This window comes from Burkholderia sp. AU31652, assembly GCF_002223155.1.
Classification (GTDB): domain Bacteria; phylum Pseudomonadota; class Gammaproteobacteria; order Burkholderiales; family Burkholderiaceae; genus Burkholderia.
The window spans coordinates 662995-684171 of sequence record NZ_NKFG01000005.1 but is presented as its reverse complement, the minus strand read 5'-3'; the positions used below and the strand labels follow the sequence as shown (position 1 = coordinate 684171).

21 protein-coding genes and 1 pseudogene are annotated in these 21177 nt (G+C 69.3%); 12 read left to right on the top strand and 10 right to left on the bottom strand.

Going from position 1 to position 21177, the window contains the following annotated elements; translation table 11 throughout:
• Positions 1–167 precede the first annotated feature (167 nt).
• Together CFB40_RS20650 and CFB40_RS20645 are read left to right on the top strand one after the other, a co-directional pair.
• Entirely contained in the window at positions 168–758 is a 591-nt protein-coding gene (locus CFB40_RS20650; protein ID WP_089432236.1) for a histone acetyltransferase, read from the top strand.
• A gap of 58 nt (positions 759–816) precedes the next feature.
• The gene (locus tag CFB40_RS20645; protein ID WP_089433261.1) at positions 817–1389 is read left to right on the top strand and encodes an NADPH-dependent FMN reductase; all 573 of its coding nucleotides are present in this window, start codon (positions 817–819) and stop codon (positions 1387–1389) included.
• Positions 1390–1402: 13 nt separating this feature from the next.
• Here CFB40_RS20645 and CFB40_RS20640 read toward each other — a convergent pair whose 3' ends face one another.
• Genes CFB40_RS20640 through CFB40_RS20625 form a run of 4 tightly spaced genes read right to left on the bottom strand, consistent with a single transcriptional unit; the run spans position 1403 to position 6505 of the window.
• Positions 1403–2023: a DUF2894 domain-containing protein gene (locus CFB40_RS20640; RefSeq protein WP_089432235.1), complete on the bottom strand. Its 621-nt coding sequence runs from the start codon at positions 2021–2023 to the stop codon at positions 1403–1405.
• Complete coding sequence (locus CFB40_RS20635; RefSeq protein ID WP_089432234.1) at positions 2020–2664, bottom strand: OmpA family protein; 645 nt, start codon at positions 2662–2664, stop codon at positions 2020–2022. The genes CFB40_RS20640 and CFB40_RS20635 overlap by 4 nt, the downstream gene beginning before the upstream one ends.
• 3 nt (positions 2665–2667) lie before the next feature.
• Positions 2668–5715, bottom strand: coding sequence for a DUF802 domain-containing protein (locus tag CFB40_RS20630; protein ID WP_089432233.1), 3048 nt, complete (start codon positions 5713–5715; stop codon positions 2668–2670).
• 10 nt (positions 5716–5725) lie between these two features.
• Positions 5726–6505, bottom strand: coding sequence for a DUF3348 domain-containing protein (locus CFB40_RS20625; protein ID WP_089428194.1), 780 nt, complete (start codon positions 6503–6505; stop codon positions 5726–5728).
• A gap of 454 nt (positions 6506–6959) precedes the next feature.
• On the opposite strand from CFB40_RS20625, the gene CFB40_RS20615 reads away from it, so the two are divergent.
• Positions 6960–8171 carry a hypothetical protein gene (locus tag CFB40_RS20615; protein WP_089432231.1) on the top strand — a complete coding sequence of 404 codons (1212 nt, stop codon included), beginning with the start codon at positions 6960–6962 and terminating at the stop codon, positions 8169–8171.
• A 103-nt stretch (positions 8172–8274) separates the two neighbouring features.
• Here the strand turns inward: CFB40_RS20615 and CFB40_RS20610 are convergent, their stop codons facing one another.
• Positions 8275–8913, bottom strand: coding sequence for a LysE family translocator (locus CFB40_RS20610; protein WP_069252865.1), 639 nt, complete (start codon positions 8911–8913; stop codon positions 8275–8277).
• 150 nt (positions 8914–9063) lie between these two features.
• Here CFB40_RS20610 and CFB40_RS20605 point away from each other — a divergent pair, with 150 nt between their 5' ends.
• The 4 genes and pseudogenes from CFB40_RS20605 to CFB40_RS20590 form a co-directional block, all read left to right on the top strand.
• Positions 9064–9528 carry a GNAT family N-acetyltransferase gene (locus CFB40_RS20605; RefSeq protein ID WP_089432230.1) on the top strand — a complete coding sequence of 155 codons (465 nt, stop codon included), beginning with the start codon at positions 9064–9066 and terminating at the stop codon, positions 9526–9528.
• Positions 9529–9577: 49 nt separating this feature from the next.
• Complete coding sequence (locus tag CFB40_RS20600) at positions 9578–10156, top strand: hypothetical protein (RefSeq protein WP_089432229.1); 579 nt, start codon at positions 9578–9580, stop codon at positions 10154–10156.
• Positions 10157–10364: 208 nt separating this feature from the next.
• Entirely contained in the window at positions 10365–11744 is a 1380-nt protein-coding gene (locus tag CFB40_RS20595) for an FAD-containing oxidoreductase (RefSeq protein WP_089432228.1), read from the top strand.
• Positions 11745–11747: 3 nt separating this feature from the next.
• Positions 11748–11867, top strand: a pseudogene (locus CFB40_RS20590) (zinc-binding dehydrogenase); the annotation flags it as partial.
• Between the two features lie 56 nt (positions 11868–11923).
• Here the strand turns inward: CFB40_RS20590 and CFB40_RS20585 are convergent.
• Positions 11924–12817 (bottom strand): SDR family oxidoreductase, encoded by an 894-nt coding sequence (locus tag CFB40_RS20585; protein ID WP_089433260.1) that lies wholly within the window; start codon positions 12815–12817, stop codon positions 11924–11926.
• Positions 12818–12912: 95 nt separating this feature from the next.
• On the opposite strand from CFB40_RS20585, the gene CFB40_RS20580 reads away from it, so the two are divergent.
• From CFB40_RS20580 to CFB40_RS20570, 3 genes are all read left to right on the top strand, one after another.
• On the top strand, positions 12913–13770 hold the full coding sequence (locus CFB40_RS20580) for a helix-turn-helix transcriptional regulator (protein WP_089428200.1): 858 nt from the start codon (positions 12913–12915) through the stop codon (positions 13768–13770).
• A 195-nt stretch (positions 13771–13965) separates the two neighbouring features.
• On the top strand, positions 13966–15195 hold the full coding sequence (locus CFB40_RS20575; protein ID WP_089432227.1) for a cyanate transporter: 1230 nt from the start codon (positions 13966–13968) through the stop codon (positions 15193–15195).
• Between the two features lie 143 nt (positions 15196–15338).
• The gene (locus CFB40_RS20570) at positions 15339–16109 is read left to right on the top strand and encodes an ABC transporter substrate-binding protein (protein WP_089432226.1); all 771 of its coding nucleotides are present in this window, start codon (positions 15339–15341) and stop codon (positions 16107–16109) included.
• A gap of 78 nt (positions 16110–16187) precedes the next feature.
• Here the strand turns inward: CFB40_RS20570 and CFB40_RS20565 are convergent, their stop codons facing one another.
• On the bottom strand, positions 16188–16571 hold the full coding sequence (locus tag CFB40_RS20565) for a hypothetical protein (protein WP_089428203.1): 384 nt from the start codon (positions 16569–16571) through the stop codon (positions 16188–16190).
• A 98-nt stretch (positions 16572–16669) separates the two neighbouring features.
• Here CFB40_RS20565 and CFB40_RS20560 point away from each other — a divergent pair, with 98 nt between their 5' ends.
• Together CFB40_RS20560 and CFB40_RS20555 are read left to right on the top strand one after the other, a co-directional pair.
• Positions 16670–17296, top strand: a complete 627-nt coding sequence (locus tag CFB40_RS20560; protein ID WP_256976870.1) for a GNAT family N-acetyltransferase — start codon at positions 16670–16672, stop codon at positions 17294–17296.
• A gap of 255 nt (positions 17297–17551) precedes the next feature.
• Positions 17552–17884, top strand: a complete 333-nt coding sequence (locus CFB40_RS20555) for a putative quinol monooxygenase (protein WP_089432224.1) — start codon at positions 17552–17554, stop codon at positions 17882–17884.
• Between the two features lie 73 nt (positions 17885–17957).
• Here CFB40_RS20555 and CFB40_RS20550 read toward each other — a convergent pair whose 3' ends face one another.
• From CFB40_RS20550 to CFB40_RS20540, 3 genes are read right to left on the bottom strand one after another with little or no spacing between them, the layout of a single operon-like run.
• Positions 17958–19430 carry an amidohydrolase family protein gene (locus CFB40_RS20550; protein ID WP_089432223.1) on the bottom strand — a complete coding sequence of 491 codons (1473 nt, stop codon included), beginning with the start codon at positions 19428–19430 and terminating at the stop codon, positions 17958–17960.
• Between the two features lie 56 nt (positions 19431–19486).
• On the bottom strand, positions 19487–20965 hold the full coding sequence (locus CFB40_RS20545; protein ID WP_089432222.1) for a sodium:solute symporter family protein: 1479 nt from the start codon (positions 20963–20965) through the stop codon (positions 19487–19489).
• A complete protein-coding gene (locus tag CFB40_RS20540; RefSeq protein ID WP_089432221.1) occupies positions 20962–21174 on the bottom strand; it encodes a DUF3311 domain-containing protein in 213 nt (70 codons plus the stop codon). Before CFB40_RS20540 ends, CFB40_RS20545 begins: the two co-directional genes overlap by 4 nt.
• Between the last annotated feature and the right edge of the window lie 3 nt (positions 21175–21177).

The following is a 21177-nucleotide window of genomic DNA, read 5'->3' as shown; positions in this document are numbered from 1 at the left end:
TTCGCACTCTGCATCGCGGGCCTCGCCGCGATCGCTGCCGGTTTCCAGCACATCCCCAGCTGATTCGCGGCCCCGGCTCGCTTCGCCGAGCCCGGGGGCCGCAGCCATTCCTTTCCCCTTTGCGATGAACCACTTTCTCGGACCGCCCGGGACGGGCGACCTTTGCCATGCGTATCGACGTACAGCATTCCCAGCACGACATCGACGATGAACTCGACACGCTCTACGCGCGTCTCCACCAGCCCGGCCATCGCCTGCACGGCCTGCCGGCGGTCGCGCTCGGCCGCTCCGGCCTGATCGTCCGCCACCGCGAGGCGGACGGCGAGTACTTCCTGTATGTCGAAGATCCGGCCGCGCGCCAGCTCGCCGGCTATACGGTGTTCAACCGCCTGCCCGAAATCCCGCGTCGCGCCGACCGCTACCTGCGCGCGCCGCATACGCGGCTGCGCGGGTCCGCGCAGCGCAAGGGGCTCGCGACGACGCTGTATCGCTGGGGACTCGACGCGGGCCTGTGCCTGATCAGCGGCGCGCGCCAGTCGGTCGGCGCCGCGCAATTGTGGACGGCACTCGCGCAGGATTACCGGCACGGCTTCGTCGATATCGACGGGCGTGCGCTGCGTTATCTCGGTGAAACCGTCGCCGAGGACGTGCATGGCGCGCTGCATACGCGGCGGCTGATGCTCGGTCATGGATGGGAGATCGGGGAATTCGCGCGCGCGGCGGGGATGGCCGGTGTCGCCCGAACGCCGGTGCGATAATCCGTGCGACCCGCGCGACGCTCACCGCTACGCGACGCGCCAACCGACACGCACATCGATGACCCCCGATCCCCGCCCCCACGCCGACCGCCACATCGACATCGTCGCGCTGTGCGGCAGCCTGCGCGCGCAGTCGTACAACGCCGCGCTGCTCGACGCGGCCGCGCGCGTCGCGCCGCGCGGCATGCGCATCGTGCGCTTCGATCGTCTCGGCGAATTCCCGCTGTTCAATCCCGATACCGAATATCCGTCACCCGCCGCGGTGCGCGACCTGATCGACCGTGTGAATGCCGCCGACGGCCTGCTGATCGCCAGCCCGGAATACGCGCACGGCGTAACGGGCGTGATGAAGAATGCGCTGGACTGGATCGTGGGATGCGAGGCCGTCGTGTACAAGCCGGTCGCGGTGCTGAATGCGTCGCCGCGTGCGACGCATGCGGACGCGGCGCTGCGGGAGACGCTGTCGGTGATGTCGGCGAACATCGTCGAGCGCGCGTCGATCACGCTGCCGATCCTCGGGAGCCAACTCGATGCGGCGGGGATCGCCGCGCATCCGCCGTTCGCGTCGGCGCTCGCCGATGCGTTGCACGCACTGCGCGCGGCCATCCAGGAGGCCGAGCCGGGCCGGTAGCAACCCGCGTTCGTTACCGCGCCTTCGCGCGCGTCACCTTCTTCGCCGGCTTGGTCGCCTTCGCGCGCGGCGCTTCCTTCTCGGGCTGCGCGCCGCCGCCGGCGAGATCCTCGAGCCACGCGAGCGCGTCGACATACGACAGGAACTGCTGCAGATAAGCCGGCGACAACTCGCGCATCGTCGCGAGCGACCGATGCACGAGGCTGTTCGAATTGAGCGGCCCGGCGTTGCGCGGCACCTGGTCGAGCGACTGGCGGTACTGCTGTTCCGTGCGGACCTTCGACCACATCGTGCGGAAGTAGTCGACCAGCTCGGGATCGAGCCCGCGCCGGTCGGCCGGCGCATCGCGCGCGAGCCGCTCGACGAGTTCCGCCAGCGCGCCGCGCGCGGGCGTACCTGCCGCGCCGCTTGCGGTTGCGGTTGCCGTTTCATCGGCGCGCGCAACGACCTCCGCGAAGCCTTCGAGCAACGTCGCCAGCCGCGCATCGAGCAACGCGCGCGCATCGCCTTCGAGCGCGGCCGCGCGCCGTTCGAGCGCGTCGATCCGGTGAAAGCGCACCGGATCGAGCCGGTCGGCGCCCTGCTCGCGCCATGCGTCGAGCGTCGCGCGAACGTGCGTCGCTTCGCCGGTCACTTCGTCTTCCCTCCGTTCGATGCCGACTTGCGCGGCACCGGCGCGATCTCCACGCGGCGGTTCTTCGCGCGGCCTTCATCGTCCGCATTCGAGCTGACCGGCTGCTCGGAGCCGAACGCGGCCGCGAACACCGACGACGCCGGCACGCCGGCGTCGATCAGCGCACGCGTGACCGTCAACGCGCGCTTGGCCGACAGTTCCCAGTTGTCCGCGAACAGGCGGTTGCCGGCATGCACCTGCTGGTCGTCGGCGAAGCCGCTGATCATCAGGATCTCGTCGCGCGTCTTCAGGTAGGCGCCCAGCGGCGCGGCCAGCGTCTTCAGCAGGTCGCGGCCCGCGGGCTGCAACTGGTCGGAATTCAATGCGAACAGCACGTTGCCGCTGATGCCGATACGGCCGTTCACGAGCGTCACGCGGCCGGCCGCGAGCGGCCCGGCAAGCGCCTGCTCGAGCGACTTGCGCTGCTGCGCTTCCTGCTGGCGCGCACGCACGGCTTCCTCGAGCTTCGACGTGAGCTGAAGCTGCATGCCGATCACGCCGACGAGGATCAGCACGAACGCGCCGAGCAGCACCGACATCAGGTCGGCGAACGCGGGCCACACCGGCGCGGAGGACGCGCCGCCGTCGATTTCGTCGTGCATGCGTTACGCTCCGACGCTCGCCCGCCGGCCGGCGAGCTGCTGCAGGTCTTCGACGATCTGCTTCTGCGACATCATGCTCAGGTCGATCACCTCGCGCGCCTGTGCGACGTAGTACTCGAGCTGCTCGTCGCTGCGCGCGAGCGACTTCTCGAGCGCGGCCTCGATGCGCTGCAGATGGGTCAGCAGCTTGTCGTTCGACTCGCCGAATACCTGCACGGCCATCCCGAACGCGTCGCCGAGGCTCGCGACCTCGACGGCGCCCGCCGTGACCTGTGCGGCCACCGAGTCTAGCTTGCGCGTCTCGGCATCGACGGTGTCGTTGAAGCGCGCACCGACGCGGTCGAGCAGGTCGGCCGACGTGCTGACGAGCGCGTCGATCGCGGTGCGCTGTTCGGTCGACGCGTGGTTGACCGCGCCGAGCAGCGTTTCGAGTGTCGCGAGCAGGCGGCTGCGTTCCTCGAGCATCGCGGTGTCGTGCACGAGGCTGTCGGACAGGCGCTGGCGCAGCTCGGCGACGACGTCGGCCGCGGCCTTCGGCGCCTCCGATGCAGCCTGCACGAGACGCGCGATCTCGTTGATCGTGTCGCTCGCATGCACCTGTGCCTGCGCGGTGATGTCGTTCGCGGTGCGGGCCAGTGTGTCGCAGATGTCCTGCTGGCGCGTCGCGGCCTGTGCGCTCGTCTGCGCCCATTCGTCGCGCAGCGCGGCGGCCATCGCGACGAGCGAGTCGTTCCATGCCGCGAGGCGCTGTTCGTCGCGTGCGGCCAGTTGTGTCTGCAGGCCGGCATGCGAATCGCGGATCGTCGACAGCAACTCGTTCGAGCGCTGTTCGAACGTCGAGGCCTGTGCGGTTAGATCGCGCGTCGTTTGCGCCAGTGCGTCGCAGATTTCCTGCTGACGGCCCGCGCTGTGCACGCCTGCGCGCTGCCATTCGTCGCTGAGCTTCGCAGCCATCGCGGCCAGCGAGTCGTTCCACGCGGCGAGGCGTTCCTCGTCGCGTGCCGCGAGCTGCGTCTGCAGGCCCGTATGCGAATCGCGGATCGTCGACAGCAGCTCGTTCGAGCGTTGTTCGAACGTCGAAGCCTGTGCGGTCAGATCGCGCGTCGTTTGCGCCAGTGCGTCGCAGATTTCCTGCTGGCGGCCTGCGCTGTGCACGCCTGCGCGCTGCCATTCGTCACCCAGTTTCGCGGCCATCGCGGCCAGCGAGTCGTTCCATGCAGCGAGGCGTTCCTCGTCGCGTGCAGCCAGCTGCGTCTGCAGGCCCGTGTGCGAATCGCGGATCGTCGACAGCAACGCGTTCGAGCGTTGTTCGAACGTCGAAGCCTGCGTGGTGAGATCGCGCGTCGTTTGCGCCAGTGCGTCGCAGATTTCCTGCTGACGGCCCGCACTATGCACGCCGGCGCGCTGCCATTCGTCGCCAAGCTTCGCGGCCATCGCGGCCAGCGAATCGTTCCATGCGGACAGACGTTCTTCATCGCGTGCGGCCAGTTGCGTCTGCAGGCCTGTATGCGAATCGCGGATCGTCGACAGCAACTCGCTCGAACGTTGCTCGAACGTCGAAGCCTGTGTCGCGAGATCGCGCGTCGTTTGCGCCAGTGCGTCACAGATTTCCTGCTGGCGGCCTGCGCTGTGCGCGCCGGCGCGCTGCCATTCGTCGCCGAGCTTCGCGGCCATCGCGGCCAGCGAGTCGTTCCACGCGGCGAGACGTTCCTCGTCGCGTGCGGCCAGTTGCGTCTGCAGCCCCGCGTGCGACTCGCGCATCGCGGCAAGCGTCGCGCCCGAATGGCGTTCGAACGTCGCGGCGGCCTCGCCCAGCGCGCGCGCATGCTGGCCGGCCAGCGTCTCGCCGACCTGCTCCTGGCGCGACAGCGCATCGCGCCATGCTTCCGACAGGCGGTTTTCCGTCGATTCGAGGCGCGTCGCCACGCCGTCGAGCAGCGCCGTCGAACGCTGCGAGAACGTGTCGGTGAACTGGCCGAGCGTCGTCTGCAGCTGCTGCGCGACGGCATCGCCCGCGCGGCGCTGTTCGTCGAGCGCGCGGTTCCAGACGGCCGTCACGTTGCCGGTGGTCTTCTCGAAGCCGTCCGTCAGCCCGTCGAGCTGACGCTGCACGGCGCCCGTCACGGTATCGCGCAGCGCGGCCATCTCCTGCGCGAGCCCGGTCATCGTCGCGGCGACGACCGGCTGCAGCGCGGCACCGGCCACGCGCGCGCTTTCGGCGGCGCTTTCCTTCAGCGCGTCGCCGACATTCGACGCGAGGCCCGCATACGCGCGCTCGGTGCGGTCGAAAAACGCCTGCTGGCTTTCGATCTGGCGATCGTGCAGCGCGACGCTGCGCGCCTCGAGCGTCGTCATCATCGTCTGCAGCCGGTCGACCAGCGCCGGCATCACGTCGGCCTGGCGCTGCAGCAGCCGGAACGATTCGTCGCGCTGGTGCGCGGACGAATGCACGCGCAGCGTCGTCGCGATCTTCGCGTCGAGCTGCTGGGCCGCGTCGATCCGCTCGCGGCGCACCAGTGCGGACAGCAGCCCGAGCATCGCGGAGGTCGCGACGCCGGCGATCGACGTGCCGAATGCGAACCCGAGGCCCTTCACCGGCGCGATCAGCGACGCGCGGATCGCGTCGAGATCGGTCGCGCTTTCGAGCGCGGCGCCGGTGCCCTTCAGCGTGACGACCATCCCGAGCAGCGTGCCGAGCATGCCGAGCAGCACGAGCAGGCCGACCAAGTAGGGCGTGAGCGACGGACCCGGCAGCGCGGCGCGCGCGCCTTCGACCCGCGCGCGCACGGCGCCGCGCAGGCCCGGGTGCAGCGTGTCGAGCCACGTGTCGAGCTTCGCTGGCGGCTCGGTCAGGCCGGCGACCGCGCGCGACAGCGTGGCGGTGGCCTGCCGGTAGCGCAGCAGTTCCCATGCGCCGGCGACGTAGCACGCGGCGATCAGCAGCGTGACGGCCGCGGCCAGCGGGTTCGACGCGACATAGCCGACGCCGATCCAGCCCACAGCGAGCAGACCGGCGACGAAGACAACGAGATCAAGGCGAATTCTGGACATAGCGTGTTGATTAGCTGGTGCGAAGGGCCGCGAGCAGCCCGTCTACCGTTTGAAACCGGACTTCGAGTTCGGCAAGCAGGATGCTTTGCATCTCGTCGCGAAACGTATCGAGCCATGCGCCGGGCACGATTGCCGCGACGGCCGTGGCGTCGGCTACCACCGCGGCGTCGTCGGCCGGATCAGCTGCGGCTGCGGCCGCGGCCGCGGATTCGGCGTCGGCCAGCGCCTGCCGCTCCGCGTCGCGCAGCCGCCCGAAACGGGTGCCGAGCAGCGCGGGGATGGCCGACAGCAGGCTGCGCTCGCGCGCGCCGAGCACGCGCTCCATGATCGCGTCGAGCGTCGCGAGCCGCGCCATCCCGGACGAGCGCGCGGCGACCGCGACCCGCAGGCGGCCGCGCAACTGACCGATCGCCGTTTCCATGTCCTGCTGCAGGGTCAGATAACGCTGACGGAAGTCCGCGAAATCGGCCGTGTCGGCGGCCGGCGGCGGCGGATCGCCGGGCCGGCGCCGCGCACGCGGCCGGTTGGTGGCCGTGATCGCCTGCGCGAGCTCGTGGCGCACGCGCGCGCAGTCGCGCTCCGCGTCGTAGCCGCGCACGCCGGCCGCGACGCCGGGCGGGCTCGCGTTCAGTGCGGACGACAGCGTGATCGCGTCGGTCCAGCCGAGCCACTGGCTCAGCCGGTCGGACAGCGTCTGCCGGGATTCCGCGACGTCGGCATCGGCCAGGCGCGCGAGCAGCCGGACGAGCGCCGGGCCGCTCAGCGCCGGGCGCGGAGGTGCTTGCACCATGCTGCAAACCGTCAAAAAAGGCAGCAGTTTACACGTCGCCGGGCGGTCGGCCGCCAGAATCGGGGAAGCGGCGCCGATCGGCGCGGCGGGCGACACACGCGAACGCCCGCCGCGCAAGGCTCGGCGGGCGACCGGGGGCGGCTGCGGCGACGGTTCCACCGCGCCCTTGCCCTTGCCCTTGCCCTTGCCCTTGCCCTTGCCCTTGCCCTTGCCCTTGCCCTTGCCCTTGCCCTTGCCCTCGCCCTCGCCCGTCGCCCGTCGCCCGTCGCCCGTCGCCCATCGCCCATCGCCCATCGCCCATCGCCCATCGCAAATATCGTCCGACGATACCGGCCACGTTGCACTACCATCAAAGCACCCGCCGAGCCACGCGTGCCGGCCGCGGGCGGCACCCGTGAGAGCAGGCGCCACCGACCCACGATGACAACAGACGGGCCCGGCCCGACCGCACACGATGCTTGCCAATCTCGTCTCGCGCCTGCGCGACCGTTTCGGCAAACCGCCGACCCCGCAGGCCTTCGCCGAACGCCTGATCGCCACGCTGCGCGCATCGGGCGACACACGCACCTGGCGCCACGAGGACGAGAAGGGCTGCCTCGTCCAGTCGGATGTGCCGTCGAACATCATCAACCTGCACAACCTGTTCCACGACTACGCGGCCGCGAAGCCGTCCGAGCGGGACACCGTGCTGAAGCGTCAGGCGAACGCGATGATGCAGCACGAGATCCCGACGGATTTCGCCGCCGCGCGCGCGAAGCTGCGCCCCGTGATCCGCAGCGCGACCGAGCGCTGCGTGACGGCGCTGCAAACGGCCGGGCAGTTCGGCATCACGGAGCTGGCGTTCCGGCCGCTGTGCGAGAACATCGAGATCGGCATCGCATACGACGGCGAGCTCGACATCGCGCGCCTGCCGACCGCGACGCTCGATCGATGGGGCGTCTCGTTCGACGAAGCCTGCGACATCGCGATCGACAACCTGCGGGCGGCATCGTCGACGCCGTGGGCCGCGCTGCCGAACGGGGTATTCCTGTCGCAATTCGACGACTCGTACGACGCGGCGCGGCTGCTGCTGACCGACCTGCTCCACCGGCAGCCGATCGCCGGCGCGCCGGTCGTGATGGCGCCGAACCGCGCGGTGCTGCTGCTCACCGGCGACCGCAACCCGGCCGGGCTCGCCGCCATGGTCGACCTCGCCGAACAGGCGCAGGCGCAGCCGCGCCCGCTGCCGCCGCTGATGCTGCGCTGGGACGGCGCCGCCTGGCGGCGCTTCGTGCCGGCAGGGCTCGAAGCGAAGCTGCATGCGCTGCGCATCGGCGAGCTCGCGGGCGACTACCAGGATCAGCGGATGCTGCTCAACGACGTGCACGAGCGCGACGGCACCGACCTCTTCGTGGCGACCTACTCGGTGTACAAACGCCAGGACGGCAGCCTGTTCAGCGTCAGCGTATGGAGCGACGGCGTGCCTTCCCTGCTGCCGGAGACGGATATCGTCGCGCTCCATCGCGGCTCGACGGGGCAGTCCGCCTACGTGCCGCTGGCAGAGCTGCTGCGCACATGCGGCGACCTGATGACGGCCACCGGGCATCGCCCGGTGCGGTATGAAGTGAAGGCATTTCCGGACGACACGCGGTTCGCGGCGCTGCTGGCGCGGTTCAGCGAAGCGTGATGCTGACGTCGATGCGCGTTCGCGCGGCGCGCGCCGGCAGCCGGCCACGGGAATGGCCGGCCGCCGTGCGATGCAGATCGGGAATGGAAGCGGTTAGATGCGGTCAGATGCCCGCTTTCGGCGCATTCAGGATCAGTCGCAGCCCGAGCAGCGTGATCGCGCCGGCGGCGATGCGGTCGACCCACTTCTTCGCGCGCAGGTAGAGCTCGCGCGGCCGGCGCGTGGAGAAGCACAGCGCGACGATCGTGTACCAGCCGAACTCGACGCCGAACACGAGCGGCGGCAGCGCCAGATAGCACCACAGCGGCGGATGCTGCGGGAGCAGCGCCGCGAAGATGCTGCCGTACCAGATCGCCGTCTTCGGGTTGCTGAGCTGGGTCGTGAGGCCCGTCCAGAACGACTTGCGCGCGCTGCCGCCGGCCATCGCCTGCGGATCGTCCATCGCGATCGGCCGGTCGGCGCCGCGCCAGATCTTCGACGCCATGTAGATCAGGTACGCGCCGCCCGCCACCTTGAGGCCCACGTACAGCCATTCGACGGCCTGCAGCAGCGTATAGAGCCCGGCCAGCGCGACGCCACCGAACACGATGCCGCCGATGCCCATGCCGAGCGCGGTCGCGAGCCCGTCGCGGCGCGACAGCCCGATCGAATTGCGGGCAACGAGCACGAAGCTCGGGCCCGGAATCATCGCGCCGAGAAACAGCGCGGCCAGGATGGCGAGTACGGCAGCCGATGCAGTCATCGAAGTCTCCTTGGTGAGCGACGCCGGATCGCCAGCGCCTGCGTGTCGTGTCCGAGGGTCGAGCCGCTGATTCTGGCACGCTTCGCGCATGGCCGAAAGCGGCTTTGCGCTGCTATGCTGGCCCTCTTTCCCGTGATTCGCGCCGCCCCCATGATCGAGATTCGCGCCGCCCGCTATCCCGATGACGCCCGTGCCGTCGAGGCGATCTTCCGCGAGTACATCGCGAGCCCGACCGTCAGCCTCGAATTCCAGGACTACGAGCCCGAAATCGCCGCACTGCCCGGCAAGTACGCGGCGCCGCGCGGGCAGCTGCTGCTCGCGTGGCAAGGCGAGCGCGCGGTGGGCTGCGCGGCGTTTCGCGAGATCGACGCGACGACGTGCGAGATGAAGCGCGTCTATGTACGCCCCGACGCGCGCGGGCTGAACGTCGGCCGCCGGCTCGTCGAACGGCTGCTGCACGACGCGAAGGCGGCCGGCTATGCGCGCATGTGCCTCGACGTGCTGCCCGAATTCGTCGCTGCCAGGAAACTGTATGCGTCGCTCGGCTTCACGCCCGCGCCGCCCGTCGCGTTCAACCCGGTGCCGGGCACCGAGTTTCTCGGGCGGGATTTGTAACATCCACGCCATCGGCACCTCTTTTCTCCTTTCGACCGGATACCCCGTGATGCGCGTTTCCCGCTTGCCGTTCGTGCTCCTCCCGCTGCTCGCCGCGCTTTCGTTCAATGTCCGCGCCGGCGACCTGCCGAAATCGGTCGCGGCGCAGTTGCCGCCCGGCTACCAGCCGCTGCTCGCGCATGCCGGGCCGGATCTCGACAACGGGCGGCACAGCTTGCTCGTCGTCGTGCATCGGGCGGTCGATACGCGCGAGCAGCCGTCGCCGCGTCCGCTGCTGATCTTCGAGGAACAGCCGGATCACGCGTTCCGGCTCGTCGCGCGCAACGACCAGGTCGTGCTGCGCGCGAACGAAGGCGGCCAGTGCGACCCGTTCGATCCTGACGATGCCGCCGACAATGGCTTCGCGATCAAGGGCCACTATTTCACCGTGCAGAACTTCGTCGCGTGCGGGCAGCACTGGAGCGACTACGTGACGTTCCGCTACGACCCGCGCACGCACGGGTGGCTGTTCTCGAACCAGATCATCACCCAATCATTTCCGCTCGACGACCAGCCCGACCACGTCACCGTCACGCGCGCCGATGCGCATCGACCGGTGTCGTTCGGTCAATGGAAACGCAAGGACTGACGCGGCCGGTGCCACGCGCCGCGACCGGTTGCATCGCACGCCGGCCGGCGCGGGTACGGCCGGATACCGTCACGTCCCGCCTCACCCGCGCTCGCGAGCGCTCGCCAACAGGACTACCATGAACGCTTGCCGTCGCGCGACCGTGCGCCGGCCTCGCACGCGGCTCGCCCGCACGCGTTCCCTCGCTGCACCCGCACTGGAGGACGACATGACGCAACACTTCGACGCGATCGTCATCGGCACCGGTCAAGCCGGGCCGCCACTCGCCGCGCGGCTGTCCGCCGCCGGGATGAAGGTCGCGATCATCGAGCGCGGCCGCTTCGGCGGCACCTGCGTGAACACCGGCTGCATCCCGACCAAGACGCTGATCGCAAGCGCCTACGCCGCGCAGCTCGCGCGCCGCGCCAGCGAATACGGCGTGTCGGTCGGCGGCCCCGTCACCGTCGACATGAAAGCCGTGAAGGCGCGCAAGGACCAGATCTCCGGCCGCTCGAACCACGGCGTCGAGCAATGGGTGCGCGGCCTCGCGAACACGACCGTGTTTCAGGGTCACGCCCGCTTCGAGCAGGCCAACACGGTGCGCGTGGGCGACGACGTGCTCGAAGCGGAACGCATCTTCATCAACGTCGGCGGGCGCGCGCAGGTGCCGGCCATGCCGGGCCTCGACACGGTGCCCTACCTGACCAACTCGACGATGATGGACGTCGACTTCCTGCCCGAGCATCTCGTGATCGTCGGCGGCAGCTACATCGGGCTCGAGTTCGGCCAGATGTATCGCCGCTTCGGCTCGAAGGTCACGATCGTCGAGCAGGGTTCGCGCCTGATCCGGCGCGAGGACGAAGACGTGTCGCAGGCAGTGCGCGAGATTCTCGAAAACGAAGGGATCGACGTGCAGCTCGACGCGACCTGCCTGAGCGCGCGGCGCGACGGCAGCGGCATCGCGGTCGGCCTCGACTGCGCGGGCGGCGGCCGCGAGGTCGCGGGCTCGCACCTGCTGCTCGCGGTCGGACGCGTGCCGAACACCGACGATCTCGGGCTCGAACGCGCGGGCGTCTCGACCGACGCGCGCGGCTACATCGAGGTCGACGAACAATTGCGCACGAACGTGCCCGGCATCTGGGCGCTCGGCGACTGCAACGGGCGCGGCGCGTTCACGCACACCGCGTACAACGACTACGAGATCGTCGCGGCCAACCTGCTCGACAACGATCCGCGCAAGGTGTCCGATCGCATCGCGGCGTACGCGCTGTACGTCGATCCGCCGCTCGGCCGCATCGGCATGACGCTCGCGCAAGCGAAGCAGACCGGCCGCCGGCTGCTCGTCGGCACGCGCCCGATGACGCGCGTCGGCCGCGCGGTGGAAAAAGGCGAGAGCCTGGGCTTCATGAAGGTGATCGTCGACGCGGACAGCCACGCGATCCTCGGTGCATCGATCCTCGGCGTGACGGGCGACGAAGTCGTGCACGGGATGCTCGACGTGATGGCCGCCGGCGCGCCGTACACGACGATCAGCCGTGCGATGCATATCCACCCGACCGTGTCGGAGCTCGTGCCGACGCTGCTGCAGGATCTGCATCCGGTCGATTGACGGATGGCGGGCGGCGCGCTGAAGCCGCTGATCGATCGCACGTTCGCGTTCGACGACATCGTGGAAGCGCATCGGTACATGGAGGCCGGTGCGCAGGTCGGGAAGATCGTCGTCACGGTGTGAACAATGCGGGGCGGGCGGGCCGCTTGTCTGGAAACGGCGGCACGCCCGCCCCCCGTTCAGCTTTCGAAATACCGAGGCCGGTCGATATCGGCCAGCAGCCCCGGCTGCGTCGGCGCCCAGTCGAGCGATGCACGCGTGCGCTCGCTCGTGGCCGGCGCATCCATCCCCGCGAACATCGCGAACCAGCCGAAGTGTTCGCCGGCTTCCGCCGGCGTTTTCGCGACGACCGGCACGTTCAGCCGCCGGCCGATCACTTCCGCGATGTCCCTGAACCGCACGCCGGTATCGTCGACCGCGTGATAGCGCGCGCCGGCCGCACCGCGTTCGATCGCGAGCCGGTACACACGCGCCGCGTCGAACCGGTGCACGGCCGGCCAGCGGTTGTCGCCTGCGCCGATGTAGGCCGACGCGCCCTTCTCCCGCGCGAACGCGATCAGGCGCGGCACGAAAGCGTGATCGCCGTCGCCGTGCACGGACGGCGGCAGGCGCACAACCGACGCGTGCACGCCGCGCGCTTCCAGCGCGACCGCGGTCGCTTCGGACGCCCGCGGGTAAGTCGACGACACCGGCACGGGCGGATCGTCCTCCGTCGCCGCGCGCCCCGGCGCGACGAGCGCGAGGCCCGACGTGACGACCAGCGGCCGCGCCGAGCCCGCGAGCGCCGCGCCGATCGTCTCGATCGCGCGGCGATCGAGCTCGCAGTTCTGCGCGAAGCGCGAGAAGTCGTGATTGAATCCCGTATGGATCACCGCATCGGCGGCTTCGGCCCCGCGCGTGAGGCTGTCGAGATCCTCCAGCGACCCGCGGTGGACATCGGCGCCGGCCGCCGCGACCGACGACGCGGCCGCATCCGACCGCGCGAGGCCGAGCACCGAGTGCCCGGCAGCCATGAGTTCGGCCACGACGGCCGCACCGACGAAGCCCGACGCTCCAGTAACAAAGACACGCATGTTCAACACCTCCAGATGGCAGGGAGGCTTACTATCTGTCGATCGCCGTGCACGGTGAAGTCGTGACGGTTTACCGGTAAACGAACTAACAGGCTATGGCTGACGCCCCCGACAACCTGCTCGGCGCCTACCTTCGGGCCCGCCGCGAGAAACTCGACCCGGCCGCGCTCGGCCTGCCGGCCACGCGGCGCCGCACGCCGGGCCTGCGGCGCGAGGAAGTCGCCGAGCGCGCGCACGTGAGCACCGCGTGGTACACGTGGCTCGAACAGGGGCGCGGCGGGGCGCCGTCGGCCGACGTGCTCGACCGGCTCGCCCGCGCGCTGCTGCTGAACGACGCCGAGCGCGAGCACCTGTTCCTGATCGGCGTCGGCCACCTGCCGGAAGTGCGCTATCACGCAGCCGACCATGTGTCGCCGCGCGTGCAGCACGTGCTCGATTCGCTCGACGCGAGCCCGGCGATCGTGCGCTCGGCGACGTGGGACGTCGTCGCATGGAACGACGCGGCAGCCGCGACGCTGACCGACTACACGACGCTGTCGCCGCAACGGCGCAACATCCTGCGGCTCATCTTCGTCGATCCGCACGTGCGCGGCGTGCAGGCGAACTGGGAACGCGTCGCGCGGTTCGCGGTGGGCGCGTTTCGCGCCGACGTCGCGCGCGGCGGTGCGACGCAGGCCGTCCAGGCATTCGTCGACGAGATGCGCGCGGCGAGCGCGGAGTTCGACGCGCTGTGGCGCGACCACGATGTCCGCTCGCACGAAGAAGGGACCAAGGAGATCCACCATCCGGCCGTCGGGCGCATCGCGCTCGAATACTCGGCGTTCGCGGTGAGCGGCCGGCCCGACCAGACGCTCGTGATCTTTACGCCGGAAACGGCAGCCGATCGCGCGCTCGTCCGGTCGCTGGTGGCCGCGCGCGCGCAAGCGCTGGCCGAGCAGATGCCCGTCGCATGACGGTGCGCGTTTCATCCGATGAATGAGCTTTCACGCCGTATCGCCGGTCACCTCATCCGGCCCCGTCGCCCCGCTCTACCCCATCGCATTCCGCACTGATTCCCAGTCGAATATTTAATTTTCACCTGGCGTAGCGCGCGCTTACCCTTTCGGCATCGCATCACAGGGCCACCGGCCCCTCCCTGGAGCATCCCGATGTCCGACCCCGGCACCGCGCAAGCCGTCCACCGCCCGCATGTGGCGTCCGTGTCCTATGGCGCGCTCGCGCTGCTGGTGCTGGCCGGCCTCAACCTGCGTCCGTTCCTGACCGCGTTCGGCCCCGTGCTCGACGTCGTGCGCGCCGACACGGGCCTCGGCTTTCGCGCGGCCGCGCTGCTGACCACGCTGCCGTTCGTGCTGATGGGTGTCGTCGCCGGGGTCGGCGTCGGGCTCGCGCGGCGCGTGGGCGAGCGGCGCGCGCTGAGCGTCGCGCTGGCGCTGATCGCGGCAGGCTGCACGGCGCGCCTGTGGACCGGCGGCAGCGCCGGCCTGATCGGCACCGCGATCGTCGCGGGCGCCGGCGTCGCCGTGATCCAGGCGCTCGTACCCGGCCTCGCGAAACGCTGGTTCGTCGACCGGCTGCCGCTCGCGATGGGCCTCTACTCGGCCGCGCTGGTCGGCGGCGGCGCGTTCGGCGCGGTCGCGAGCCCGTGGCTCGCCGCGCAGGGCGGCTGGCATCTCGCGCTCGCCGTGTGGGCCGTGCCCGCGCTCGTCACGCTCGCGCTGTGGCGGGCGAAGGCGCCGCCCGACGCCGTGCGCGCGACGGCCGTAGCGGCTCCGCTCACCGCGTTCATCCGCGTTCCGCGCGCATGGCAGCTCGCCCTGTTCTTCGGGCTCAGCAACAGCGGCTACGCCAGCCTCGTCGCATGGCTGCCCGCGTTCTACCGCGGCATCGGCATGAGTCCGCAAGCGAGCGGCAACCTGCTCGCGTGGATGGCGCTGTTCCAGGCAACCGGCGCGCTCGCGATGCCGATGCTCGCAAAACGCTCGCCCGACCGCCGCGCCGTGCTGTGGCTCACGCTCGCGCTGCAGGCGGCCGGCTTCATCGGGTTCGCCGCGCTGCCCGCGCTCGCGCCGTGGCTCTGGGTCGCGAGCGTCGGCCTCGGTCTCGGCGGCTTCTTCTCGATGAGCCTGATCGTCACGCTCGACCACCTGCCCGATGCGCGGCTCGCCGGCGCGCTCGCCGCGTTCGTGCAGGGCATCGGCTTCCTGACCGTCGCAGCGAGCCCCTGGCTGATCGGCTGGCTGCGCGACGCGGGCGGCGGCTTCGCGATCGCGTGGTGGATGCATCTCGGCGTGATCGCCGCGATGGCCGCGCTGAACGCCGCGTTCGCGCCCGCCGGCTACCGGCACGGCATGGTGCGCATCATCGGCGCCGCCCGCTAACGCCCCCTTCGAATCCGGACGTTTCGCCGGCCGCTGCCGGCGCAACGTCCAGCCGCCCGCGCATGGCCGGGCGCGGGCAGTCACGCCCCACGGCCGCTGGTTCACTTCAGAACAAACACCCTCAATCGGTATTGGAGACAGACATGAAAAAGCTCGTCCTGGCCGTGGCGCTCGCGCTGACGGCCGGCGCCGCCGCCGCGAAAGACCCGGCGGTGCTGCGCCTCGGCGTCGACCCCAGCTATGCGCCGTTCGAATCGCTCGCGCCCGACGGCAAGCTCGTCGGCTTCGACATCGATCTCGGCAATGCGATCTGCGAACGGATGAAGGTGCGCTGCGTGTGGGTCGAGAACGCGTTCGACGGGATGATCCCCGCGCTGAAGGCGCGCAAGTTCGACGGCGTGCTGTCGTCGATGAGCGTGACCGAGAAGCGCCTCGCGCAGATCGCGTTCACGGACAAGATCGACAACGTGCCGCCCCGGCTCGTCGCGCGGCGCGGCTCGAACCTGCAGCCGACACCCGAATCGCTGCAGGGCAAGAGCGTCGGCGTCGAGCAGGGTTCGACGCAGGAAACCTATGCACGGACGTACTGGGAGCCGAAGGGCGTGATCGTCCGCACGTACCAGACGCAGGATCTCGTCTACCAGGACCTGCTGTCGGGGCGGCTCGATGCGTCGCTGCAATCGTCGGTGCAGGCCGACCTCGGTTTCCTGAAAACCGCGAAGGGCGTGAACTTCGAATTCGCGGGGCCGCCGCTGCATGACCAGAAGACACTTGGCGTGGGTTCGGCGATCGGCGTGCGCAAGGATGACGACGCGCTGCGCACGCAGATCAACCAGGCGCTCGCGAGCCTGATCCAGGACGGGACGTACCAGCGGATCGCGAAGAAGTATTTCTCGTTCGACATCTACAACTGACGGGAACGAACGGGCAACGCAAAGCGGTGTCACGCAGGCGTGCGCGACACCGCTTGTTCGTTGACCGAATGATTTCGACTACGCCGCGCGCTGCAACAGGTCGGTGGCGAACGACTTCGCGTGCGCGACGGCTTCCTGCGCGTCGCCGAACACACCGAGTTCATCCCAGTGTTCCTCGGCCGCGTACGTTCCCTTCACGGCGAGCGCCCGCTGAACGCTCAACTGCGCGGCGTATTTGCCGTCCTGCAACGGCCGGGCCGTTGCCACCACCTTGTGCGGCGGGCTGGCGCGCTCCGGCTGAACCAGTTCGACGGCGCCGCCGGCCACGTCGACATACATCAACTCGTTCCGGGTGTTGCAGTCCGGGCAGTAGAAGCACCACCCCGCGTCCTCCTGATGGGGCCTGACCTGCCCGCGAGCCAGCACGGCGCGGCATGCAACGTTTTCGCAGATGAACGGCATGGCAGTCTCCGAAGTTGTTTGTCGGAAATCCTAGCATGTCCGTCGGCCGTCAACCACCGGCATCATCAGGATTGCCTTGCGGTGGATCAGGTCCGGGCTTGTACGCCCTTGATACGGCTTACACGCAGGTCGACCCGGCGCTCGCAAGCCTCGCGTCAGCCGGGATAAACTGTCTGCCCGATCCACGAACCCAGCCATCCTCCATGTTGATCCGCGTTGCCACGCCGTCCGATGCCATCCCCCTTGCCGAACTGAAGCGCGACACGTTTCGCGAAACCTTTCTGCAAGACGGATTCAATATCGACTACCCGCCGCACGATCTGGCTGCGTACGAGACCCAGGCCTACTCGGTGGAGACGGTCACGGGCCAGCTCAACGATCCCCAGTGCCGCACGTGGGTCGCCGAAAGCGACGATGGCCGGCTGGTGGGGTATGCGCACGCGGGGCCGTGCAAGCTCCCGCACCCGGAGGTTACCGACGGTGCGGGGGAAATCCATCAGATCTACCTTCGGCGCGGAACGCAAGGGACCGGCGCCGGGCGCGCGTTGTTCGATTCCGCACTGGACTATCTGGCCACGGAACGCCCCGGCCCGGTGTGGCTTGGCGTGTGGTCCGGCAACGCGAAGGCCATCGCCTTCTACGAGAAGGCCGGTTTCAGGAAGGTCGGCACGTACGATTTCAAGGTCGGGGATGCGACTGACCTGGAGTTCATCTACCGTCGCTGACGCGATGGATCGAGAACCGGTGCGGTTGACGCGCCCCGGCCGATCGCGCTACCTTGCGTTCATGCAGCGCGATCCGACTCCCCTCGCAAGCGTCACGACCACGACGACCATCGCCAACGGCGGGTCGTCCGGAATGCGCGCGCGGTAGTCATCGCAGTTGCATGCACCAGGAGCCCCGCCGGCAGCGACGGGGCTTCTCGCGTTTACGGCGCCCCGCCAGTTCGTCGGCATCACGCACACCAACCAGGAGTCGCCATGAACGAAGTCGATCGTCAAAGCCACAGCCACGCACGCGAGGTGCTGCTCGTCATCTCGATTCAAACCCTTCCCGGCAAGCGTCACGAGCAGATTGCCGCCTATGAGCGGCTGGCACCCACGGTTCGGGCAGAACCCGGGTGCCTCCAGTACGACCTGCATCCCGTCGTCGGCGACGAGAACGGCTTTGTGCTGATCGAGCGCTGGGCATCGGCGGACGCGTTGGCCGCGCACGACGTGACGCCTCACATGATCGCCAACGATGCGCAAAGCCCGACGTTCCGGGCTGCGCCGGCGAAGGTGGTGCGGCTGGCACCCGGCAGTCTCGCTTGAGCTGAACACGAGCCGGCCCGAACCGGGCCGGCGTGGCGGAACGGTCGCCGCATGCCGGCTGCCGCATGCCCGCTCAGTAGCGGCTCCGCCCCCACAGCGTCTTCGGCTCGTCGAGCAAATGATGCAACCCGCCGCGTTCGATCGTGATCGCCGCGACTTCGTTCACCCGTTCGAGAACCGCCTCCTCGTCGACCGACAACACCCGCCGATCCTCCATCAGCACCCTTCCGCCGACCATCGTCATGCACACGTCGGCCGCGTTCGCAAAGCACGTCACGCGATACACCGGCATGTTCATCGGCATCATGTGCGGCCGGAACAGGTCGACGAGGATGACGTCGGCGAGCTTGCCGGCTTCGAGCGAACCGACTTCGTGATCGACCGACAGCGCCTTCGCCGCGTCGATCGTCACCATCTCCAGCACCTTGCCGTGCGGCAGCACGTCCGGGTCGCGGAAATGCCGGCGGTGGTAATGCATGCACTGCCACATGTGGCGGAACATGTCGTAGCCGCGATCGGGCGCCGCGCCGTCCGACGCGATCGCCACCGTCACGCCCGCATCGATCAGCTCGGGCACCGGGCAGCGCCCGATGATCGACATGATCGCGCTCGGGTTGTGGACGATCGCGGTGCCCGTCTCGACGCATGCCGCGATGTCGTCGTCGGTCAAGTCGATGCTGTGCGACATGAACGACGTCGGGCCGAGCAAGCCGAGTTCGCGATGCGCGAACGCGAGCGTGCCCGCGCGGTGGCCGTCCTGCGTGAACGTCAGCCCGCGCTCGCGCGCCAGCGCGCCGTAACGGGCGGCCTGGTCGCGGAAGTCGCGTTCGTACCGCGCGAGTTCGGGGTCGTGATCGGGCCCGTACACGGGCAGCGTGAGCGCGATGCGGATCCGGCCGTCGGCATCGCCGTGGCATTCGTCGATGATGCTTTGGCACACTGCGTACATCGTGTCGAAGCCGATGTCGCGCGTGTCGCTGCCGTCCGGCGTGTGGCGCGTGTAAGCACGCGGCGCGGGCGGCCGCGACGGGCCGACCGCGACGATCGAGCGCGTACCGGTGCGCACCACCGCATCGCAATGGCGCCGTGCGTAGACCGGATCGTCGACGCGCATGATCGAGTTGCCGCCGCCGAGCAGCGACACGCCCGTCGTCACGCCGGCCTTCAGCCGTTCGAGCGCGGCAAGGTGCGATTCGGCTTCCCAGAACGCCTCGTCGGACGCACGCGTGTAGATCGTCTCGGCCGCAGCCGACCATGCGTCGCCGTCCGCGCCGCCGATCGTGCGAAGCATCGCGTGGCCCGCGTGCGCATGCGCATCGATCAGGCCCGGCAGCACGGCCTTGCGGCGCGCGTCGATCGTGCGTGCGGCGCGGTAGCGGGCCTGCAGTTCATCGGTGCCGCCCACGGCGACGATGCGATCGCCTTTCACGGCCACCGCGCCATGCTCGATCACGCGCCGCTGCGGATCCATCGTGATCACGCAGCCATTCGCGATCAACGTGTCGATCGCTTCGCGGTTGTCCGCCTGGTTGTCCTCGGTCGTCATCGCACAGTATCCTGTTGTCGTTCGATTGATTTCATTGCCGCCCAGCCGTCCAGCCGTCACGCGGAACCGACCGGCGTTGCAACCCGCGCCTTCAGCCTACGCTGCCCCGCGCTGATCACGATGAACACCACCGCATTCACCGCAAGCGCGACGAGCCCGGGGTTGATCGACGTCAGCGTGTTCGACGCGCGCGGGAACAGCGACGCGAGCGTCACGCCATAGTAGTTCGTCATCGCGATCACGATCGCGCCGGCGACGATCCCCGCGAACGCACCTTCGCGCGTGCCGAACGGCCGCTTCAGGAAACTCGACGCGAGCATCGGCACGAGCTGCGTGAGCAGGCTCGACGAGAAGATCGCGAGCGTGACGAACGTCGCGCCGCCGCGCAGCACGAAGTAGACGACCACCAGCGTGAAGATCGGCAGCGCGATCCGCGCGACGCGCGTCACCTCACGGTCGGTCGCATTCGGCGCGAAACCTTCGCGGTAGATGTTGCGCGCGATCGTCGTCGACGCGTTCAGCATGATCAGCGAACCCGGCACCAGTGCGGTCAGCAGGCCCGTGCCGCCGACGATGCCGACGAACCACGCGGGGAACGTCTGCTTCACGAGGCGCAGCAGCGCGAGATCGGCCTGCGCGCCTTCGAGCCCGTGCACGGTCATCACGGCCGCGAAGCCGACGAGGAACAGGAACGCGATCAGCACCTGGTACAGCGGCATCAGGATCACGTTGCGGCGCAGCGCGCGCTCGTCCTTCGCGACGTAGATCGCGGTGAACCCGTGCGGATACAGGTAGTAGCCGAGCGACGTGAGCAGGATCGTCGAGTTGTACCAGCTCAGGTTGAAGCCGTGCTCGGGCATGCGCAGCAGTTCGGGATGCGCGGCGTCGAGCTTCGCGAACATCGCGCCGAGGCCGCCGTAGTAATGCATCGGCAGGTACAGGCCGAGGAAGATCGCGATCGCGAGGATCAGCACGTCCTTGAAGATCGCGATGCTCGCCGAACCGTGAATGCCCGACACGACCATGTACACGGCCATCAGCGTCGCGGCGATCCAGATCGCGGCCGCTTGCGGAATCAGCCCGTACGACATCTCCGACACGATCACGCCGAGCCCGCGCAACTGGATCATCAGCAGCGACACCATCGCGAACACCGCGACGACCGACACCAGCACGCCGATCGCGCGGCTGTCGTACTTCGCCGCGAAGTAGTCGGCGAACGACACGAGCCCGCGCGCCTTCGCGTAACGCCAGACGGCCGGCAGCATCCAGTAGCCGATCACGAACGCGAGGCAGCCGTACGACAGGATGTAGAACGCGGGCACGCCCTTGCTGTAGGTCCAGCCGCTCGCGCCGAGGAACGAGAACGTCGAGAACGCCTCGCCGGCCATCAGCAGGAACGTGAGCAGCGAGCCGAAGCCGCGCCCGCCGACCGCCCACTGCTCGAGCGTGAGCTTGCGGCCACGGCGCGCCATCACGCCGATCGCCAGCGCGAACACGGCGAACGCCGCGATGATGAGGATCGATGCGTTCATCGCGCGTCTCCCGGGCGGCCGGGGCGGGCCGCGTCGCGCTCGTCGAGATGGAACAGGATCGCGAGGATCGCGGCGGTGGCCGCCATCCAGACCAGGTTCCACACGAGCAGGAACGGCAGCCCGAACAGCAGCGGCCGCACCTCGGCGAGCGAGCCGCCCGCATACGTCCCGACGAACGGCAACGCCGCCAGCAACAGTTTGAGTTTCATGAG

What these genes read in the sequence shown, in the direction of transcription:
- CFB40_RS20650 (WP_089432236.1), top strand. Translation starts at nt 168, where the DNA reads ATGCGTATCGACGTACAGCATTCCCAGCACGACATCGACGATGAACTC.
- CFB40_RS20645 (WP_089433261.1), top strand. Translation starts at nt 817, where the DNA reads ATGACCCCCGATCCCCGCCCCCACGCCGACCGCCACATCGACATCGTC.
- CFB40_RS20635 (WP_089432234.1), bottom strand. Translation starts at nt 2,664, where the DNA reads ATGCACGACGAAATCGACGGCGGCGCGTCCTCCGCGCCGGTGTGGCCC.
- CFB40_RS20630 (WP_089432233.1), bottom strand. Translation starts at nt 5,715, where the DNA reads ATGTCCAGAATTCGCCTTGATCTCGTTGTCTTCGTCGCCGGTCTGCTC.
- CFB40_RS20625 (WP_089428194.1), bottom strand. Translation starts at nt 6,505, where the DNA reads ATGGTGCAAGCACCTCCGCGCCCGGCGCTGAGCGGCCCGGCGCTCGTC.
- CFB40_RS20615 (WP_089432231.1), top strand. Translation starts at nt 6,960, where the DNA reads ATGCTTGCCAATCTCGTCTCGCGCCTGCGCGACCGTTTCGGCAAACCG.
- CFB40_RS20610 (WP_069252865.1), bottom strand. Translation starts at nt 8,913, where the DNA reads ATGACTGCATCGGCTGCCGTACTCGCCATCCTGGCCGCGCTGTTTCTC.
- CFB40_RS20605 (WP_089432230.1), top strand. Translation starts at nt 9,064, where the DNA reads ATGATCGAGATTCGCGCCGCCCGCTATCCCGATGACGCCCGTGCCGTC.
- CFB40_RS20600 (WP_089432229.1), top strand. Translation starts at nt 9,578, where the DNA reads ATGCGCGTTTCCCGCTTGCCGTTCGTGCTCCTCCCGCTGCTCGCCGCG.
- CFB40_RS20595 (WP_089432228.1), top strand. Translation starts at nt 10,365, where the DNA reads ATGACGCAACACTTCGACGCGATCGTCATCGGCACCGGTCAAGCCGGG.
- CFB40_RS20585 (WP_089433260.1), bottom strand. Translation starts at nt 12,817, where the DNA reads ATGCGTGTCTTTGTTACTGGAGCGTCGGGCTTCGTCGGTGCGGCCGTC.
- CFB40_RS20580 (WP_089428200.1), top strand. Translation starts at nt 12,913, where the DNA reads ATGGCTGACGCCCCCGACAACCTGCTCGGCGCCTACCTTCGGGCCCGC.
- CFB40_RS20575 (WP_089432227.1), top strand. Translation starts at nt 13,966, where the DNA reads ATGTCCGACCCCGGCACCGCGCAAGCCGTCCACCGCCCGCATGTGGCG.
- CFB40_RS20570 (WP_089432226.1), top strand. Translation starts at nt 15,339, where the DNA reads ATGAAAAAGCTCGTCCTGGCCGTGGCGCTCGCGCTGACGGCCGGCGCC.
- CFB40_RS20565 (WP_089428203.1), bottom strand. Translation starts at nt 16,571, where the DNA reads ATGCCGTTCATCTGCGAAAACGTTGCATGCCGCGCCGTGCTGGCTCGC.
- CFB40_RS20555 (WP_089432224.1), top strand. Translation starts at nt 17,552, where the DNA reads ATGAACGAAGTCGATCGTCAAAGCCACAGCCACGCACGCGAGGTGCTG.
- CFB40_RS20550 (WP_089432223.1), bottom strand. Translation starts at nt 19,430, where the DNA reads ATGACGACCGAGGACAACCAGGCGGACAACCGCGAAGCGATCGACACG.
- CFB40_RS20545 (WP_089432222.1), bottom strand. Translation starts at nt 20,965, where the DNA reads ATGAACGCATCGATCCTCATCATCGCGGCGTTCGCCGTGTTCGCGCTG.
- CFB40_RS20540 (WP_089432221.1), bottom strand. Translation starts at nt 21,174, where the DNA reads ATGAAACTCAAACTGTTGCTGGCGGCGTTGCCGTTCGTCGGGACGTAT.